Annotated in this window: 17 protein-coding genes; 5 read left to right on the top strand and 12 right to left on the bottom strand. The window is 68.7% G+C overall.

Annotated elements, in window-relative coordinates; all coding sequences use genetic code 11:
* The first annotated feature begins 43 nt into the window (after positions 1 to 43).
* Positions 44 to 685 (top strand): nucleoside triphosphate pyrophosphohydrolase, encoded by a 642-nt coding sequence (locus tag NA8_RS23775; RefSeq protein ID WP_245663974.1) that lies wholly within the window; start codon positions 44 to 46, stop codon positions 683 to 685.
* 78 nt (positions 686 to 763) lie between these two features.
* A complete protein-coding gene (locus NA8_RS23770) occupies positions 764 to 1,087 on the top strand; it encodes a hypothetical protein (RefSeq protein ID WP_063052568.1) in 324 nt (107 codons plus the stop codon).
* Positions 1,088 to 1,192: 105 nt separating this feature from the next.
* On the opposite strand, the gene NA8_RS34580 is transcribed toward NA8_RS23770, so the two are convergent.
* The 5 genes from NA8_RS34580 to NA8_RS23745 all read right to left on the bottom strand — a co-directional run bounded on the left by NA8_RS34580 (position 1,193) and on the right by NA8_RS23745 (position 4,951).
* Positions 1,193 to 1,693, bottom strand: a complete 501-nt coding sequence (locus NA8_RS34580) for a PLP-dependent aminotransferase family protein (RefSeq protein WP_063052567.1) — start codon at positions 1,691 to 1,693, stop codon at positions 1,193 to 1,195.
* A gap of 142 nt (positions 1,694 to 1,835) precedes the next feature.
* Entirely contained in the window at positions 1,836 to 3,002 is a 1,167-nt protein-coding gene (locus NA8_RS23760) for an MAB_1171c family putative transporter (protein ID WP_157106883.1), read from the bottom strand.
* 225 nt (positions 3,003 to 3,227) lie between these two features.
* Complete coding sequence (locus NA8_RS23755) at positions 3,228 to 3,803, bottom strand: TerD family protein (protein WP_040869776.1); 576 nt, start codon at positions 3,801 to 3,803, stop codon at positions 3,228 to 3,230.
* 64 nt (positions 3,804 to 3,867) lie between these two features.
* The gene (locus NA8_RS23750; RefSeq protein WP_063052625.1) at positions 3,868 to 4,353 is read right to left on the bottom strand and encodes a hypothetical protein; all 486 of its coding nucleotides are present in this window, start codon (positions 4,351 to 4,353) and stop codon (positions 3,868 to 3,870) included.
* A gap of 142 nt (positions 4,354 to 4,495) precedes the next feature.
* Positions 4,496 to 4,951, bottom strand: a complete 456-nt coding sequence (locus tag NA8_RS23745; RefSeq protein ID WP_063052565.1) for a flavodoxin domain-containing protein — start codon at positions 4,949 to 4,951, stop codon at positions 4,496 to 4,498.
* Positions 4,952 to 5,457: 506 nt separating this feature from the next.
* On the opposite strand from NA8_RS23745, the gene NA8_RS23740 reads away from it, so the two are divergent.
* A complete protein-coding gene (locus NA8_RS23740; protein WP_084467044.1) occupies positions 5,458 to 6,921 on the top strand; it encodes a stealth family protein in 1,464 nt (487 codons plus the stop codon).
* Here the strand turns inward: NA8_RS23740 and NA8_RS23735 are convergent.
* The 7 genes from NA8_RS23735 to NA8_RS23705 form a co-directional block, all read right to left on the bottom strand.
* Complete coding sequence (locus NA8_RS23735; RefSeq protein WP_157106882.1) at positions 6,869 to 7,822, bottom strand: phosphodiesterase; 954 nt, start codon at positions 7,820 to 7,822, stop codon at positions 6,869 to 6,871. The genes NA8_RS23740 and NA8_RS23735 overlap by 53 nt on opposite strands.
* Before the next feature lie 163 nt (positions 7,823 to 7,985).
* The gene (locus NA8_RS23730) at positions 7,986 to 9,074 is read right to left on the bottom strand and encodes a glycerol dehydrogenase (protein WP_063052564.1); all 1,089 of its coding nucleotides are present in this window, start codon (positions 9,072 to 9,074) and stop codon (positions 7,986 to 7,988) included.
* A gap of 373 nt (positions 9,075 to 9,447) precedes the next feature.
* Positions 9,448 to 10,851 carry an MATE family efflux transporter gene (locus NA8_RS23725; protein WP_063052563.1) on the bottom strand — a complete coding sequence of 468 codons (1,404 nt, stop codon included), beginning with the start codon at positions 10,849 to 10,851 and terminating at the stop codon, positions 9,448 to 9,450.
* Positions 10,852 to 10,924: 73 nt separating this feature from the next.
* Complete coding sequence (locus NA8_RS23720; RefSeq protein WP_063052562.1) at positions 10,925 to 11,956, bottom strand: PLP-dependent cysteine synthase family protein; 1,032 nt, start codon at positions 11,954 to 11,956, stop codon at positions 10,925 to 10,927.
* 34 nt (positions 11,957 to 11,990) lie between these two features.
* Positions 11,991 to 13,295, bottom strand: coding sequence for an alanine racemase (locus NA8_RS23715; protein WP_063052622.1), 1,305 nt, complete (start codon positions 13,293 to 13,295; stop codon positions 11,991 to 11,993).
* 94 nt (positions 13,296 to 13,389) lie between these two features.
* Positions 13,390 to 14,400, bottom strand: coding sequence for an ornithine cyclodeaminase family protein (locus tag NA8_RS23710; protein WP_174550127.1), 1,011 nt, complete (start codon positions 14,398 to 14,400; stop codon positions 13,390 to 13,392).
* On the bottom strand, positions 14,372 to 15,469 hold the full coding sequence (locus NA8_RS23705) for a TauD/TfdA family dioxygenase (RefSeq protein WP_063052560.1): 1,098 nt from the start codon (positions 15,467 to 15,469) through the stop codon (positions 14,372 to 14,374). The genes NA8_RS23710 and NA8_RS23705 overlap by 29 nt, the downstream gene beginning before the upstream one ends.
* Positions 15,470 to 15,851: 382 nt before the next feature.
* On the opposite strand from NA8_RS23705, the gene NA8_RS23700 reads away from it, so the two are divergent.
* Both NA8_RS23700 and NA8_RS23695 read left to right on the top strand, forming a co-directional pair.
* Positions 15,852 to 17,369 carry an ABC transporter substrate-binding protein gene (locus NA8_RS23700; RefSeq protein WP_063052559.1) on the top strand — a complete coding sequence of 506 codons (1,518 nt, stop codon included), beginning with the start codon at positions 15,852 to 15,854 and terminating at the stop codon, positions 17,367 to 17,369.
* Positions 17,366 to 18,295 carry an ABC transporter permease gene (locus NA8_RS23695; protein ID WP_245663971.1) on the top strand — a complete coding sequence of 310 codons (930 nt, stop codon included), beginning with the start codon at positions 17,366 to 17,368 and terminating at the stop codon, positions 18,293 to 18,295. Before NA8_RS23700 ends, NA8_RS23695 begins: the two co-directional genes overlap by 4 nt.
* Positions 18,296 to 18,346 lie beyond the last annotated feature (51 nt).

Below are 18,346 nucleotides of genomic sequence, written 5' to 3'. Positions count from 1 at the left end.
CACGGCGGTGGTCGCGGCGGGGCTGGCCGGTGCGGTCGAGGTGATGGACCGCCTCTGGCATTTCGGTGGGTGGGAGGTCACCCAGACCCACGATTCCCTGCGTCCCTATCTGCTCGAGGAGACCTACGAGCTGCTCGACGCGATCCAGCACAGCGATGCCGAGACGATCAAGGAAGAACTCGGGGACCTGTTGTTGCAAGTGCTGTTCCATTCCCGGATCGCCGAGGCAGCAGGGGAATTCACGGTCGACGACGTCGCCGCCGCCCTGGTCGCCAAGCTGGTCAACCGCAGCCCGCACCTCATCGACGCCCCGATCGATCCGTCCGCGTCGATAGCGGAGAAGATCGCCGCGCAGGAACGCGCCTGGGAGGAGCGCAAATCCGCCGAGAAGTCCCGCCGCTCCTGCCTGGACGGCATCGCCATGGCCCAGCCCGCCCTGGCACTCGCCGAGAAGGTCATCTCCCGCAGCACCAAGGCCGGCCTCCCGCCCGATCTCGTCCCCGAAGCTCTCCGGGTGGTGCGTCTCGGCGGGCCGGAAAGCGCCGAAGAACATCTCCGCAAAGCGACGCTGACGTTCGCCGCCGCTATCCGTGCGACCGAGGACGCCGCGGAGAAGGAACGCGGCGAACGCCTCCCGCTCACCGCCGAGGATTGGCAGGCTTTCTGGCCGGAGGAAGACGAGTAGGCAGAGGGGCCGCCGCCAAACCCCTGGCGCTGGCGTGACCTGTCGGCACGCGAGGGCCGGATCAGCGAGACTGAAACGATGCCGTACCCCGAACTCCGCGCGCGACCGCACTGGCGAAGGACCGGAATCGGCCGATTCCCCGTCGCCGCTTCCGTCGACGGCCAGTGGTGGGTGCTGCGGATGAACGGCTTCCCGGATCATCCCCTGTGGACACTGTTCATCGACGGCGCGCCGCGCTTCGACATCGACGACACCCCGCCGACGTGGGGAAAGCCGAGCGACCGAGCCATGCCCTCGCTGGACGACCACACCGCCGAGCAAGTCCTGGCGCCCATCCGGAACCTCACGGCATACGGCAGCGAGGTCGGCGACCCGTGCGACGACCCGTTCTGCTGCGGTTGACGATGTTCGGCCGCATGGCCCGCCGGGGACGAATCCGTCCTGCGGAAATTTCGGGACCGCCGATGCGCGCAGTCGACAGGCCGCCGACAGCGTGGCCGGTGCGGATCATCTGTCGACCGTGCTGTCCGGGATCTGCTCGGCTCGGGCGATCGTTTCGGTGAGTAGATCCACTGTTCTGGTCAGTTGCTCGTCGGTGTGCTCGGAGGTGATGAAGAAGCGGAGGCATTCGGGGTCGTTGTGCCGGAAATCGAGGCGTCGCGCACCAGACCACTGAACGCCGGAGATGACGCCGTGGATGAGCGAGTCGCAGACCGCGACATCACCCTCGCCGAGCAGAAAGCCGATCACACCGGCATTGGTGAGGTAACCACTGGTGGTCACCATGGCGTCGCCGACACCGTAGATGTCGGCGAGGCGGCGTTCCAACTCTTCGTAGAGCGGGATCTCTCGGCGACGATGCGGCTGGCCGACGGAGGCCCCGAACTGATCCAGGGCCTTCTTCGCGCCGTCGACCACCCGCGGATCGCCATGGCCCAACCCGCCCTGGCGCTGGCCGAAAAGATCGTCTCCCGCGCCCCCCAAGGCGAGCCTCTCCGCCGACCTCATCCCCGAATCCCTCCGCGTCGTCCACCTCGGCGGTGCCGAAAGCGCCGAGGAACGTCCCCGCAAAGCGGCCCTCGGCTTCGCCGCCGCCATCCGCGCGGCCGGGGTGATGCCGCGGAAGCAACTACCGGTTAACGCCGTCCGCTCACAGCCGAGGATTGGCGCAGGCACCGGCCGACTTGATCGGCTCATCCCCGGCGATCGCGGCGCGAGCGCGCGGCCAGACCCGCGCCAGATCGAGCAGATAGCGCAGGTCGGTGTCGAAATTTTGTGCGGCCGAGGACAGCTGCGGAATGACCTCCGAACTGGTCGGTGGCCCACCAGCTTTCCTGGTCTGCACGGCGCGGGCGAGGCGATGTGCGCAATCTGCTACACCCGAATGCGATAGGTCCCTTTTCGTGCTCGAACCGTCGAGTTCCTCTGGAAAATATGGCCTCAGATGCAACAGGGCGTCGCGGATCTCGACGGTCATCCGAAGTAGGCGGGTGTCCGGAATGGTCCGCGCAGGCGTGTCGGTGTCCGGTGACAGCACGATCTCCGGCACCGCGGCGGTGAGATCGCGCCACAGTGGTTGCAGCCGACGACAGGAACGCCCGCTCCGGTCCAGTCCCGCGCTTTCGATCAACCAGGTACCCAGCGGTACCGCGGCGAACGTTATGCTGATGACGAAGCATACGACGGTGATGAACTCCACGCGCGGCAGTTGCGGTCCGAGATCGGGCCATCCGGTCAGTGCCTGCGTCGTAGAGACGGCCTGATTGGTGAGGATGAAGACGCAGCAGGCTATCTGGGCGAAGCAGAAGATCCTTTCCGTCGCCAGTTCGCTTCGCCGGAGTTCTCGAAGACCAGCACACATAAGCGTCGACGCGCACACCGCCATTGGGACGCCGAAGGCGATCCCGAGGACCATCCCGTGGAGCCCCAGGCCGAAATCGACCGAGCCCCCTGCGGCGCGAGCGTGGGCCCCTGCAATAAGTATCGCGACCGCCGCGACAACCGCGACATGGCAGTAGCTGCTCTGGCGGCGCCAGATCGCCGCCACATCGCTGTCGGCGTCCCAGAATCGAGCGAGGCCGAGAACGTACATGGACATCATGACCAGGCAGCCGAGGGCCAACAGCTGTGCCAGACTGGTGATGCCGGGCGTCCACGTGCACCGGAACAGCAGCAAGCTGAGCAGGCACCACATGAATATCCGATTCAGGAACTGATCGGCGATCGTGTCCCTGAACAGCAACAGCCTTCCGGCGATCAGGACCGTGGCATAGCCGATCACCGGCCAAGCGATGACTCCGGGAAGCGGCGACAACACCACCGGACCATAGCCGAGCGTGCTCCTATCGGCGAGCCGGGGCAGGGTGCACAGGCGGTAGCGGTTGGGCTCAGCTCGGCCGGTCCCGAACCGACGCCGCTCGGGTCTTCGGCCAGCACTTCGAAGCGCGCCCGCGCCACAGGCTCCAGTGTCGTCGGACCTCGTCCAATCCGGATTCGATGGTGTGCATCGACCGGAAGACCCGCGCGGCGTCGGGGAATTCGATCAGACGTTTACGCCGTAGTCGCGGGCAATCCCCGCGAGGCCCGACGCATACCCCTGCCCGATGGCGCGGAACTTCCACTCGTTGTTGTGGCGGTACAGCTCGCCGAAGATCATGGCCGTCTCGGTGGACGCGTCCTCGGTGAGGTCGTAGCGAGCCAGTTCGACGCCCGTGCCCGCGTCGACGACGCGGATGAAGGCGTTGCGGATCTGGCCGAACGACTGGCCGCGGGCGTCGGCGTCGTGGATGGACACCGGGAAGAAGATGTTGGTGATCTCCGGCGGGGCGGCGGTGAGGTCGACGTTGATCACCTCGTCGTCGCCTTCACCCGCGCCGGTGAGGTTGTCACCGGTGTGCTCGATGGACCCATCGGGCGAACGCAGGTTGTTGTAGAAGATGAAATGCTGATCGGACAGCACTTTCAGGTTCGGTCCGCAGGCCAGCGCGCTGGCGTCGAGGTCGTAGTCGGCGCCGGTGGTGGTGCGCACGTCCCAGCCGAGCCCCACCGACACTTTGGTGAGATTCGCCGCCTGCTTCGACAGCGAGACGTTGCCGCCTTTGGCAAGAGTGACGCTCATGATCCCCTTCCGCGCGGCACGGCCGGTGCCGCCTTCTCTCTGCTCCCGGAAACGTCGGGCTGCTTCAGTTCTTGTGGTCGGCCCAGGATCGCAGTGTGCTGACCCGGTCCTTCAGCGCGCGCAGTTCGCTCTCGTCGTCGAGCACCGTGCGCTGGATGCCTTGCACGACCGCGAAGGCCGACTGGCGGTGATCATCGATTACGTCGACGTCGATGCGCACGGCGACATAGTCGTCGGCGCCGGGCATCTGCTCGGCGACCACGTGCGCGGTGCCCCGCGCGCACATCGCCACGTTGCCCCCGCCGAGGATCAGCAGCGCCACTTCGGGATGGTCGCGCAGCCGGGCCAGCGAGCCACGATCGTACTTCAGGCTGAGCAGGATTCGCCGGTCACCGGCCCGCACGGGCCAGGACACCGGAATCGCATGCGGCGCGGGATCGGTCGTCACCAGTACGCCGATTGTTTCCAGGGGCCATTCCGGAAGCACGTCCAGCTCGGGATGATCTGTCGAGTTGTGCTGACGTTGGGCGGGGCTCGCTCCGGCTGCCATCTTCGTCACCTCATGGATCGTCGAGCGCGGCGGCCTGTGCCGCGCTTGATAGCAGTCTAAGGTGCTGTGCCCCTTGCGTGCTGGCGCTGGGTACTTTGTCCGGACCTCACTTCGCAGACCCGCGGCCGGTGCGCGGCGCCGGTCAGGCCGAGAGCGGCGCGGGAATGTCGAGCGCGGCGGCCCATTGCCGAGCCATGTCCCGGACGCGGATCTCGGTCGAGGCGTCGTGCCGCGCGTGTTCGCCGAGCTGGACGGCGCCGCGGGCGATGAGCTTCTCGGCGATGATCTCGCCGCCGCGGTTGAACGTGTCGCCGTAGACGGTGTCGCCGAGCCCGAAGACGGCGAACCGCAGGCCGCTCAATTCGGGCGCATGGCGGTCGAGCGCGTCGGCGAAGGGCTCGGCGCCGGTCGGCAGGTCGCCGTCGCCGTAGGTCGAGCACACCACGATGTGGAAGTCGCGGACGTCCAGATCCTCGATGGCGAAGTCCGCCATGTCGTGCACCGAGACTTCGTGCGCCCCGCGCAGTTCCTCGGCGATGCTGTCCGCCGCGGACTCCGCGGTGCCCATCTCGGTTCCGAACAGGATGACGACACGCACCGGCGCAAACCTTTCTCCAGCGTGAATATGGTGAGGCTACCCTAACTATAGCCGAAGATGCGCTGCGGCTCCGGTGGATGGGCGTCACCGGCCGCAGGGGCCGAACACGGGCGGTCGAGCTGCAACGATTGACGGAATCCCCAGCGCGTTGCATCATTCGTAAGGGTGCCCGGTGTTTTCTGGGCTGACCACTTTTTCGCCGGCCGATGACCGTCCGGCTGCGCGGTTGCCACCCGTGCCCTTCGAGTTCTCGCACGAGTGCAGCGCTTCCATCCATGACGCTTCGCGCGTCCGGCCGTGAGTGAGGTGAAAACGAAATGGTCTACCAGTCGTCTGCATTCCAGGTGATCAATTCGCGCGCCCGCTTCGGCTCTCTTCCCCACTTCTGAATGTCACCGCGCCGGGCGCGGTCTTCTCTCGTCGATGTCTCGCATCGGCGGACTCGCGGCTCGGCGCGGTGCCCCGGACGTATCGAAACCGGTGGATCGACGGATGTGGAGATAGTCATGGTGGACAGGGGAGCAGTGGATTCGGGGGCAGTGGAAATGGTGACGCGGCTCATGGTGAGCAACCTCGCCGTGTCGGCCGCGATGATCGCGGATCTCGGGTATCTGCGCGCGGAGCTGGCGGCGGCGGAGGTGCCGTTTCTGCTCGTACGCGACGGCGGGCACCGGCTCGTGCTCGCGGCCGACGCGGCGCACCGCCTGATGGTGCGCCGGGTGACGGCTGCGGCGATCTCGGCCGGATTCAGCTGCGTCGAGGTGCGGCACAACGTCCTCCGGCTCGGGCGCGACCATGATCCGGCGCATCACGTCGAGCTGGAACTGTGGGAGTACCACGGTGACACGGTGACCTGTCCGCGCCCGAACGCGCTGACCCGGACGGTGTTCGACCTCGCCGACGTCCAGCGCACCCAGGTGCGGCTGTTCGACCGGACCTGGCCCACCCTGGTGGACATGTTCGCGCCGCAGACCGATGACGTCGGTTTCGACATCGACCTGGTGTTCTCCTGGGTGGACGGCTCCGATCCGGAATTCCGCGCCCGCCGCGCCGGGATGCTCGCCCAGGTCGTGGTCGGCGAGGGCGACGACGCGGACGCCAGGATCCGGCAGATCGACGAGTTGAAGTACGCCCTGCGGTCGGTGCACAAGAACGCGCCGTGGATCCGGAGGATCTTCATCGCGACCGACTCCACGCCGCCGCACTGGCTGACCGCGCACCCGAAGGTGACCGTGGTGCGTGCGGTGGACCATTTCCGCGACGTCAGCGGTTTGCCGGTGTTCAACTCGCACGCGGTGGAATGCCAGTTGCAGCACATCGACGGGCTCAGCGAGCACTTCCTGTACTCCAACGACGACATGTTCTTCGCGCGGCCGGTGCGTCCGTCGATGTTCTTCACGCCGGGCGGCGTGAGCCGGTTCATCGAAGCGGACCTCCGAATCGGCCCGGGGCGCAGCGACGAGCGGCGCAGCGGTTTCGAGAACGCCGCGCGGGTGAACCGGGCGCTGCTGGCCGATCGCTTCGGTCATGTCATCACCCGGCACCTGGAGCACACGCCGGTGCCGTTGCGGCGCAGCGTGCTGCAGGAGATGGAAGAGGAATTCGCCGGGGACTTCGCGCGCACCAGCGCGAGCCGGTTCCGGGCGGCCACCGACATCTCGGTCACCAATTCGCTGTACCACTACTACGCCATGCTGACCGGGCGTGCGGTGCCGCAGGAGGCGGCGAAGGTGCGCTACGTCGACACCACCAGCTACCGCGGACTGACCTTGCTGGACGGGCTGGCGCGCAGGCGCGACATCGACTTCTTCTGCCTCAACGACGGCAGTTTCCCCGAAGTCGCCGAGTCCGAACGGGTGCGGGTCGTCTCGGAGTTCCTGGCCGCCTACTACCCGGAGCCCGCGCCGTGGGAGCGGTTCAGCACACCGCCTCGTCATCCGCTTCCGGAGTCGACGCAGGGCGCCGCATGACGTGCGGAATGCGCCCGGCGGGCGGGATCACGATGCCCTCCTCCGCCAGCCGCCGCTGCGCCTCCTCCGGCGTCGCGGGAACGCCGACCGTGCGGCCGCGTTCGATGGGCACCACCGAATGCACCACGGTGTCCGGGTAGATGTGCACGTAGTTGAAGGCCTGCGCGCCGTCCCGCCCGCGCAGGCCGCCCTGCGCCACACCGAGATCCTGGCTGTAGCAGGTGGCCGACGCCACCGAGACCGGGATGCCCGCGAAGGTCGCGCTGGTGGAGAAGTGCAGGTGCCCCGCGAGGATGGCGCGCACGTCGCTGCCGTCCAGCGCGTCGGCCAGTCTGCGCTGATCGCGCAGTTCCACAGTGACGGCGAGGTCGACCACGCACGGCACCGGCGGGTGGTGCATGGCCAGGACGGTGCCGAAGGGAGCGGGCTCGGCCAACACCGAGCGCAGCCACGCCAGCTGACCGTCGGAGATCTCGCCGTGGTGGTGCCCGGGCACCGAGGTGTCCAAGGCGATGACGCGCAGCCCGTCGATCAGGTGCACGCGATCCAGCGGGGAAGTCGTGGGGTATTCGCCGAGCAGGCGGGCGCGCAGGGCGGCGCGGTCGTCGTGGTTGCCGGTCACCCACACAATGGGTGTTTGCAAACTTCTAGCGAACGGTTCGACGATCGACTTCAGCTTGGCGTATGCGGCGGGCTCGCCCCGATCGGTGAGGTCGCCGGTGAACACGATCGCGGTCGGCCGGATCCGGCTGGCCGCGGCCTGCTCGAGTAGTTGCCGTAACCGCAGGTCGGCGTCGACATCGCCGTACAAGGGGTCGTCGCCCGCGATGAGATGTGTGTCGCTGAAGTGGAACAACACGTGATCCGGACGCGGATACTCCGCGACTCTGGTGATGGACACCGGACCGAACTCCTCCTGGCGGTTTGCCCGCCATTGGCTTGGCTCCGTCGCCACGATAGCGTCGGTTACGGACAGGTTTCCCGGCGTTTGATGAAGACACGCTTGCGGGAAGGTGAGTTTTCGGTGTCGAACGCTGGGGAAACGCCGATCGGTGTGGGATTGATCACCGGCCGAGCGCGTCGGCGGTGCGCAGGGCGTCCACCACCATCGCGGCATCCACCGTGAAGGGTTCGTTGTGGATGGTCTCGCCCGCGGCGGTCGCCCGCTTCGCGACGGCCCACAGCGTCTCGTCGTCGGCGTCGGGCAGACCGAGTGCGGCGAGCGTAGTCGGTAAGCCCACCTCGGCGCAGAAATCGAGCACCGTGCCGATCTCGGACGCGGGCGCGCCCTCCAGCACCAGTTGGGTGACGGTGCCGAAGGCCACCTTCTCGCCGTGCAGGAACGGGCGCGTCCGCGCGGCGGCGGTGAGACCGTTGTGCACGGCGTGCGCCGCGGCCAGCCCCGACGATTCGAAGCCGAGCCCGGACAGCAGCGTGTTGGCCTCGACGACGCGCTCCAGCGCCGGTGTGACGCAGCGCGCGCGGACGGCGGTGAGCGCCTGCGCACCGTCGGCGAGCAGGGTGCGGTAGCAGAGTTCGGCCAAGGCGGTGGCGCTGCGCGTAGAGGCCCCGCCGCGCATATTGCGCACCTGGGCGGCGCTGCATGTGCGCGCCTCGAACCAGGTGGCCAAGGCGTCGCCCATCCCCGCGGCGAGCAGCCGGGCCGGGGCCTGCGCGACCACCGAGGTGTCCACCAGCACAAACGCCGGATTCCGCCGGACCAGCTGATACGCCTCGAACTCGCCAGCATCGGTGTAGATCACCGACAGCGCGCTGCACGGCGCGTCGCTGGAGGCGGTGCTGGGGCAGCTGATCATCGGCAGGTCGAGATCGTCGGCGACCGCGCGCGCCGCGTCGAGCACCTTGCCGCCGCCCGCGCCGAGTACCACCGTGCTACCGGACTGTTCGACGGCGTGGGCGATCCGCGCGATCTCCGCCCTGCTGCATTCCCCGCTGGACAGATGGATGGAATAGGCGATCTTCGCGTCGGTCAGCGAGCGTTCCCAGGTGTCGGCGAGCAGCCGGAAGGCGCTGGATCCGGCCACGATCAGCACCGGACCGCCGATCCCGAGCCGCGTCATCTCCGCGCCGAGCGCGGCGGTGGCATCCCGGCCCTGCACGTAGTGTCCCGGCGAGGAGAACACGCTGAGCATCCGGCACCTCCCGATCCCGAGCCGCGCGCACGTCTGCCCGGCCCGACCGACGACCCTTCCACGCTAACGTGAAGCACGCGTCGCCGCGGCCGTGATCGGCACAGCTCACCTAGACACACCGAGGTTCCGGCCGATTCGGACACTCCGGACTGTCGCAGCCGGGGCGTCCCTCACCACCGCCGCTCGGACTTCACGACGCGGCTACCCATGGGTGGCACACGGTGGAGAGGTCTTCTCGCGTTTCTCCGCGAACATGCGCCACTCGTGGTTGAGGTCAGAGGAAGAGCACGAGGCGGCCGCGTAAGCCGCCGGAGGCGCAGCGTTCGTGGGCGGTAGACCCCCTAAGCGCACCGCAAGGGGGCTCGCAGCCGGATCAGCTCGGCGTGGTGAGCGTTTCCGGGAGCACGTGGGGCCGGTCGCGTTCCCGCTCTCCGAGCAAGGCGAAGTAGCGGCGCAGCATGAGGATTGCGGTGGTGGCCAGGCCGGCGGTGAGGCCCCACCAGACGCCTGCCGCGCCGAGACCCGCGGGGTAGGCCAGCAGCAGGGCGACGGGCAGGCCCACGCCCCAGTAGCCGATCAGCGAGAGCCGGAAGCCCGCGTTGGTCGCCTTGAGCCCGCGCAGCAAACCGTTGCCGATGTTCTGGGCGGCGTCGAAGAATTGCAGCACGATGCCGATCAGCAGCAGGCTGTGCGCGACCCGGATGGTGTCGGCATCCGAGGAATCCAGGAAGGGCCGCAGCACCAGATCGGGGGCGACGACGTATATCGCGCCGGTCACCGCCGCGATCACCGCGGCGTGCCGCAGCGCGAGCCAGGCCAGCGCGCGGGCGTGCGCGTGTTCGTCCCGCGCGACCGCGTGGCTGACCAGGATCGACGCGCCGTGCGACAAACCGATCGCGACTTGGAAGACGATGTAGATGATCTGGTAGACGACGTTGTGCGCGGCCAGCGCCGCGGGGCCGATGCTGCCCATGACCAGGGCGAGAACCGAGAACATGCCCGCCTCCGAGCCGTAGGTCAACGCGATCGGCGCGCCCAGTTTCAGCTCGGCGCGCACGGTGCTCAGCCGCACCGGCAGCGGCGTCACGGGCAGGGTGCGGCCGAGTTCCTCGTCACGCCACACCATCGCCCAGAACACGCCGAAGGTGATCAGGAAGACGAGCGAGGTCGCGACGCCGATACCGGTCAGTCCGAGCTCGGGCAGCCCGCCCTTGCCGTGGATGAAGCCGAGGGCCAGCAGCAGGTTCAGCGCCACCGAGCCGAGCGTCACCAGCAACAGCGCCTGCGGGCGCTGCATGCCGACCGTGTATTGGCGCAGCACCTGGAACCACAGGCAGGGCAGCAGGCCCGGTGCTAGCGCCACCAGCAGGGGACGGGCGTCGGCGAGCACGCCCGGGTCCTGCCCGAGCCACGGCAGCACCCAGCCCAGCCCGATCAGCACCGCGCCGCCGAGCAGACCGGCGACCGTTGCGATCAGGAAGCTCGAGCGCAGCAGGTCGCGGATCTCCGGATCCGGCGAGTCGCCGCGCTTGCCCGCCGCGCTCACGGCGGTGGCGATCTGGTTGCCGCTGCCGGTGATCAAACCGACGCACATGGTGCGGATCTGGTTGAACAGCACGATCGCCAGGCCGCCCGCGGCCACCTGCCGCACGCCGAGCGTGCCCATCAGCGCGATGTTGGTGGTGGACACCGCGATCTGGGCCAGCTGGGTCAGCGCGATCGGCGTCGCGAGCGCGGTGAGCCGGCCGCCGTCGCCGCGGAAACTCGTCGCGATCACCGGTTCTCCTTCGCAGAAGGCGGGAGTGCGGTCCCGCGCGGGCGCAACGTCGTGCGGTACGAGCGACCGGACCTCACCGCGCTTGCACCAGAGTGTTCCTGGCAGCGGGCGTGTAGCGCCGCAGCAGCTCCGCGACCTCGCGTTCGGCGTCGGCGTCGAGCAGGTCGCGCTCGTTCATCCAGTCGTCGTCGAACACCGTGTCCAGGTATTTCTCCCCGCCGTCGCAGACGATGGTGACCACGGTCGAGCCAGGCGGGAAGTTCTCGAGCCGGGTCAGCCCGGCGTGCACCGAACCGCCCGCCGACCCGCCGATCATCAGGCCGAGTTCGGCCGCCACCGCCCGGGCGGTGGCGAAGGCCGCCGCGTCGGAGACCTTCACGCCCTCGTCCAGCAGCGAATAGTCGACGGCGGTGCCGATGGTGGCCCCCGGCGGAGTGCCGGTGCCCGACTGCCAGTACGGGCCGCCGGGCCCGCCGAAGGCGATCGAACCGACCGGCTCGACGCCGATCACGTAGGGCGGACAGCCGAGCTGGCGCAGCCGGGTCGCGGTGCCGAACAGCGAACCTCCGGTTCCCACCGCGGACAGCAGGATGTCGACCCGCTCGACGTCCTCGAGCAATTCCTCCGCCACCGGGTAGTAGCCCATCGCGTTGGCGTCGTTGTTGTGCTGCTCGGTGAAGAACGCGTCGGCGCGCTCGGCCGCCATCGCCGCGGCCAGGTCCTCCCGTGCCGAGGTGGCGAGATTGTCGTCGCCCTCGTCGGCGACGTACACGAGTTCCGCACCCATTGCCCGCATCGCGCGCAGTTTGTCCTTACATGCGTGATGGTCGACCACTGCGGTGAAGCGATACCCACGTTCGGCGGCGACTACCGCCAGGCCGAGCCCGGTATTGCCGGACGTGGACTCGATGATATGTCCGCCACTGCGCAGCAAACCGCGACGCTCGGCATCGAGCACCATTTCGCGCGCCATCCTGATCTTGGCCGCGCCGGTCGGGTTGAACTGCTCGAGTTTGAGTAGCAGGCGGGTGCCCGTCGCGGTGGCCGCGAGCTCGAACAGCGGCGTGCGACCGATCAGATCCGTCACGCGCGTGACGAGCGGCATTGATGTCTCCTGGTTCGGGTCGGGGAAGTCGGGGTCAGCTACCGTCGCGGGTCCAGCGGAAGCGCTCGCCGGGTGCGTCGTGCAGTACGACTTTCGGGGGGATGGGGAGTTCGTGGAAGGCGGACTCGTTCGAATCCATCTGATAGCCCGCCGTATTGGGGTAGATCAGCAGGTCACCGACTTCGGCGGGGCGCGGCAGCGGCACCCGGCGCCAGCTCAGCATGTCGGAATCCAGACAACTGGCCGCACCGACGCACGTCGGCGTCACCGCGCCGGGCCGCGCGGGCCACAGCACCGGATCGGGCAGGTACTCGCTGTCGAACCATTGCTCCGAGAGGCTGAGACTGGTGCCGTCGACGGTGAGCAACCGGTAGGGCTTGCCGTGTGCGTGCCTGGTCTTGCCGCCCTGCACGCGGAAGACGGTGCAGCCCGCGTGCGCGAGCAGCGCGCGGCCCGGTTCGATCGCCAGGCGCACGGCGTTGTCGCGCAGTCGCCCGGCGAGATCGTCGTGGTCGAGGATCTGTGTGAGCATGGCCGCGCCGGGCACCGGAAAGTGGTACGGGTAGTACGAATCGAAGGACTTCCCGGAGTGGAACCACTGCCTGCCCATCCCCGCGGTGAACTCCAGGGCGGCGTCCGCCGGAACGTAGTCGACGCCGAAGCCTCCGCCGATCGACACGGTGGTGGCCGGATGCCCCAGTGTGCGCGCGTGCAGGCAGCGGGCGATCAGCTCGCCCGCCAATTCCGCCCGCGCGACCGCGTCGTAGCCGGACAGGTGGAAACTGAAGCCTTCCAGCCGGATGGTTGCGTGAGCGCCGCACAGCGCCAGCGCCTCCTCGATTTCGCCGGATGTCATGCCGAATCGGCTGGCCGAGGCCGCGGGCAGCACTCGCAGCAGCACGCGCGCAGGCTCCCCGGGAGACGTCAGCGCGGCGAGCCGCTCGAGTTCGCCGAGGTTGTCCACGGCGATCAGCGAACCGTGCCGGGCGGCCAGCCACAGCAGATCGTCCGCCTTGGCCGGGCCGGTCACCATGAGCTCGGGGCCGCGCACACCCTGCGCCAGCGCGGCGGTCAGCTCGCCGACGCTGGCGACGTCGACGCCCGCGCCGTGTTCCGCGCACGCCCGCGCCGCACAGGCGGCCTTGTTCGCCTTCTTGCCGTAGTAGATCGTGCCGTGCACTCCGGCGCGGGTGAAAGCGGCGCGGAAGGCGCGGATGTTGTGGCCGACCCGTGCCGGATACATCACGTGGAACGGGCCGCTCATCGCGAAAGACAGGTCACCGAGCAGGTTCGGATCGGCGAGCAGGCGGCGCTCCCACGGGTCGAGATGCGCGGGCATCGGTGGCGCGCTGATCGACTCGTGCGCGTTCGCGTCGGCCCCCGGCTCCACGGCGATACTCGAATGTTCTAGTTCCACCGCGTGCCTCCCTGCGCTAGTCCCACAGCGGCACCTCCGTACCCCGGCCCTCCGCGATCGCCCGCTCGGCCAGCGCGTGGGCCACCGCGATGTCGGTCAGCACCAGTCCGCTGTTGTAGACGAAGACACGTTCGTCGTCCGAGCGGCGCGCTACCGCACGGCGATTCAGGATCTGCGGCAGTTCGGCGTCCACCGCGCGCAGCACGCCGTCCGGTCCTGCCATGTCGGTGCCGGTCAGCGCCATCTGCTCGGCGCTGGTCGCGATCACGCGATCGGCATCCGCCAGCGTCGAGGGGGCGAGTCCGTAACCGACCAGCACCGCCACCGAACCCGGGGCCAGATTCTCGGATTCGAGCGCCACCTCGGTGGCCGGGCCCGCGGTGGCCAGCACGACATCGGCCGTGGCCGCCGCGGCGCGGGGATCGGTCACGGTCTCGAGCAGGGCGTGCGGATGATGCTCGGCGAGCCCGCGGTGCACGGCTTCCAGTCCCTCGGGGTGGGTGCCGTAGACCATCAGTTTGCGCAGCTGCGGGTTGGCGGCGAGCAGATGCGGCAGGGCGTTGCGGCCCTGGGTGCCGGTGCCGATCAGCAGCACGCTCGCCGCGCCGCGCCGGATCGTCTCGCGCACCAGCAGCGCCGACACCGCGGGCGTGCGCAACGCGCCGACCCGGGCGCAGTCCATCATCGCGATCGGAGCACCGGTGCTGTCGTCATAGAGCGTGATGGTCGTGTAGTACCGCTTGGTGCTGCGATCGTGGCCGGGGTCGAACTTGTAGGAGGTCTTCATCGCCACCACGCGCCTGCGACCGTCCCGGCCGAGCATGGCGTAGGCGACCGACCAGCCGTCCGGGTTCGCGACGCTGAGTTTGCGCGGATTGTCCGAATCGCCCGCCGCGAAGGCGAGATACGCCTCCTCCACCGCGCGCACCACCGCGGCCGGTGTGATCGGCACGTCGGCGAGATCGCTGCGGCTCAACACCCGCAAAGGTGTGCTTCGGTCACGCGTGCTCAAGGGGTCCTCGATCATGTCGTACTGCATCCCGCTCATGAGTGCCGCTCGCGACCGGCGGGGTGTCCGCCGTCCGGAACGGGGCCACGATTTGTTGGCCGTAGCCATTCTCGTCGGCTTCCTCGGCCCGCCGCTGTCGTTCCGGAAGCCGAATGTTCACTCGCTTGAGCCATCGGTCGGTGCCGTCGTATCGCGCGGTGAACGGTACCCGGCCGTGCACGGCGACGTCGTTGTCCACCAACAACAACTCACCGGGGGACAACGTGGCAGTCACACAGACGCGTTCGAGTTCGGCGGCGAGTTGTTCGTAGGCCGCCCGGTATTCGGCGTCCGCCTCGGCGAGCGGAGTGTATGCGGGGTCGTAGCGCAGTGTCTGCCGGTCCGGCCCCGCAGCGCTCCATAGCGTCGGAATCGCTGCGGCGGAGTAGTTTTCGTGTCCGTCGCCGTAGGAGACGTCCGGCAGGATCGGCAGGGCGGGAGTGCTGAGCAATGCGCGCTGCTCGGTGCTGAGTTCGATTCGGCGCACCGACGACACGGTGGTGCCCACCGAGTCCGGGTTGCGCAGGCAACCGAGCATCAGTATGTGGGCGCGTTGCGGATGGAAGGCGTCTTCGGTGTGCGGACTCAGTAGCACTTCGCTGCTGGCGCCGGACTGTTCGTATTCGTGACCGGCCGCGGGAACGATGTTGTTGACCAGCCGTCCGCCCTGCTGTCCCTGCCAGCCGAACGGCTCACCCGCACTGCGCGCGAGCAAGAGCATGACCAAGTCGAGTTCGAACGAACACGCGCGGCGCACCGGATCGCCGCTCCAGCTCGCCGCCTCGCGCCAGCTCGGCGGAGTGGGACCGAATTCGTTGTCCGCCAGCGGAAGACGGCTGATGACGGCAGCGCCTGCCGCGGTGGCCGGCGGACGCATGGCGTGGCGCACCTCGGCCGGGAGTTCCGCGGCGCCCGCAACGATGCGTTCGATGATCGCCGGGTCGGTGAGGGTGCGCGCGGCGGTGGCCGGGTCGGTGAGCGTGTGATCGAGTGTGGCGGATATCGCTCGGGCGAGCTCCCGCACCGCCCGGCCCGCCTCCGCGGACATCTCACGTCGTTCGAGGTCTTGTGGGTGAAGCGTCTTACGTTCGGAGAGAACGCTTTTCACCAAGAGTCCCTTCTTCGCATCGGTTCGAAAAGCAGGGGTCGCATTCTGTATGCGAAGGTATCCCTTCCGCTGTAGTGAAGCAAGGCTTACCTAAGCGAGTCGGCGAAAAGTAGCCGGATCGTATAACCGCGCTTCGGTCCGGGCCGGCGGTCGGCGGACGGCGCTCGCACTCGATCCGGGAGTTTGCGGGCGATACGCCCTTGCGCTGCCGTTTCGGTGCCGGAATCGGCGAGTCGCGCAATCCATTAGGCTAGCCTGTCCTGATCAATACACTGGGTGGGCGGTACCGAGATGGGTTCGGTTCAGGAATGAGGGCAGCGCAATGGTTTTGAATCGACGGCGACTGCTGCGGTCGAGTCTCGGAGCGGGGGCGGTGTTGCTGGTAGCCGCCTGTTCCGACGGCGCGGACTCGCCCGGCCCCGCGCGCCGCGGCGGCACGCTGCGGGTGGGCGCGCTCGGCACCGCGGCTCGCATCGAACGCGACCCGCACGCCAACCTCAGCAACGACAGCGACTTCCTGATCGCCTCCCTGGTGTACGACGCCCTCACCGTGCCGGGCGGTAACCCGAATGTCGTGCCGCGCCTGGCCACTCGCTGGGAGCCGGATGTCGATCGGCGGCGCTGGAGCTTCACCCTGGCCGAGAACGCGACCTTCCACGACGGATCACCGGTGACGTCCGAGGACGTCGTGTGGTCGCTGCGCAGGCTGCGCACGGTCGGCGGCGCGTCGAAAATGCCGGTGGCCGTGGAGGACATCGCCGCCGACGGGCCGAACCGGGTCGTCCTCACGGTGCCCGAGCCGAACAACCAACTGCCGCTGCTGGTCCGGTTGATGACCTTCACGGTGAAGAAGGACAGCACCGATTTCACCGAGGCGGTCGGCAGCGGACCGTTCCGGTTGGAGTCCTATCAGGGCGGCAACGCCCGGCTGGTGCGCAACGAGCAGTGGCACGGCGGGCCGCCGCCGCTGGATGCCATCGAGGTCACCATGTTCGAGAGCGTGACCGCGTTGGGCAACGCGGTGCTCGGCGGGCAGATCGACCTCGCCTCGAACGTCGGCGCCATCGCGGGACGCACCGCCGAGGGGCGCGGTGACCTGACAGTCGTGCGCCGCGCGAACGACACGGTGGTCGGCGTCGCCATGCGCACCTCCGACGGGCCGTTCGCCGACCCGCGCGTGCGCACCGCCCTGCGGCTCGGCGTCGACCGCAAAGCTCTGGTCAACCAGGTGCACTCCGGGTACGGAACAGTGGCCAACGACGTCCTCGGCACCGGCGACCCGCTCTACGACACCTCCCTCGCCCAGCGCACCCGTGACGTGGACCGCGCCGCGGCGCTGCTGCGCGAAGCGAATTTCGATACCGGGCGCGGCTATCCGTTCGTCACCAAGGCCGAGGCGCCCGGTGAGGTCGAGTCCGCGAAGGTGATCGCCACCCAGCTCGCCGAGATCGGTGTGCGGCTGGATGTGGTCACCCAGGAGCCGAACGCCTTCTACGACCAGACCTGGCTGAAGGCGCCGCTGTACACGATCTCCTGGGGCACCAACGATTCCACGCTCTTCTTCGCGAGCAAGTTGCTGGCGGGCGGATCGAATCGCAACGAGACCGCCTTCAAGGACGCGGCGTTCGACGCGGCCACGGCGAAAGCGCTCGGCGCGCACAGCGACGAGGAATATCAGCGGGCCGCCAGGGAACTACAGCGCATCCAGTACGAGCGCGGCGGATACCTGGTCTGGGGGATGGCCGACGGTATCGACATCGCCGCTTCCCGGGTGCGCGACTTGCCGACGCTCGGCGGCTTCGCGCGCGTCCAACTGGAAAGGGTTTGGCTGGCCGGGTGATCTCCTTCGCGCGACTCCTGCTCCGGCGCGTCATCCTGCTGGTGACGCTGCTGGCGTGCGTCTTCGTCGCGGTGGACCTGCTGCCGGGCAATACCGCACGCGCCGTCCTCGGCCGGGAGGCCACGCCGGAGCAGATCGCGGCCAAAGAACACGAACTCGGACTGGACCGCCCGCTGGCGGTGCGGTTCTGGCACTGGATATCGGGCGTCGTGACCGGTGATTTCGGGCGAACCGCCCGTGGACGGCCGGTCAACGACCTGCTCGTCGACAAGTTCCCGCCGACGCTGCTGCTCGGTGGGCTCGCCCTCGCGGTGACCGTGCTCGCGTCGCTCGCGCTCGGCGCGTGGTGGGCGACGCGTCCGGGCAGCGTGGCCGCGCGCGTGTTGCAGCCCACGACGACTACCGCCGTGGCGGTTCCCGAGTTCGTGATCTCCACGCTGCTGATCCTGGTGTTCGCGCTGGCGCTCGGGTGGCTTCCCGCGGTCACCATCACCGGCCGTTCCGGGATGCCCGCCGGACCCGAGATGCTGGTGCTGCCGGTACTGGCGCTCGCACTGCCCCAGGCCGGCTGGAACACCAGGGTGGTGCGTGCCGCCCTGTCCGAAGCCGCGCTCGCGCCACATGTGGAAAGCGCTGTGCTGGATGGAATTTCGAGCAGGATGGTGCTGGCGCGGCACGTGCTGCCGTTCGCGCTGCCGACCATCGTCGCCAGCTTCGCCACCACGGTGGGGATGCTGCTCGGCGGGGCCCTGGTGGTGGAGACCGTCTTCAACTACCCCGGTCTCGGTGCGGTCCTGGCCGGTTCGGTGGCCGATCGGGACACCTCGGTGGTCGCCGCGGTGGTCGCGCTGTCCGGGGTGATCATCATGATCATGCTGGCCGCCGCCGACGGCATCCGCAGCTGGTCGTTGCGGGGGCGGCGATGAAGCCCTCCTCCGAGCTCGCGGGTGCGGCGCGGCGACGGCTCGGCCGGCTGA

It is taken from the genome of Nocardia arthritidis NBRC 100137 (genome assembly GCF_001612765.1).
GTDB classification, from domain to species: Bacteria; Actinomycetota; Actinomycetes; order Mycobacteriales; family Mycobacteriaceae; genus Nocardia; species Nocardia arthritidis.
This window is presented reverse-complemented; position numbering and strand designations above follow the sequence as displayed.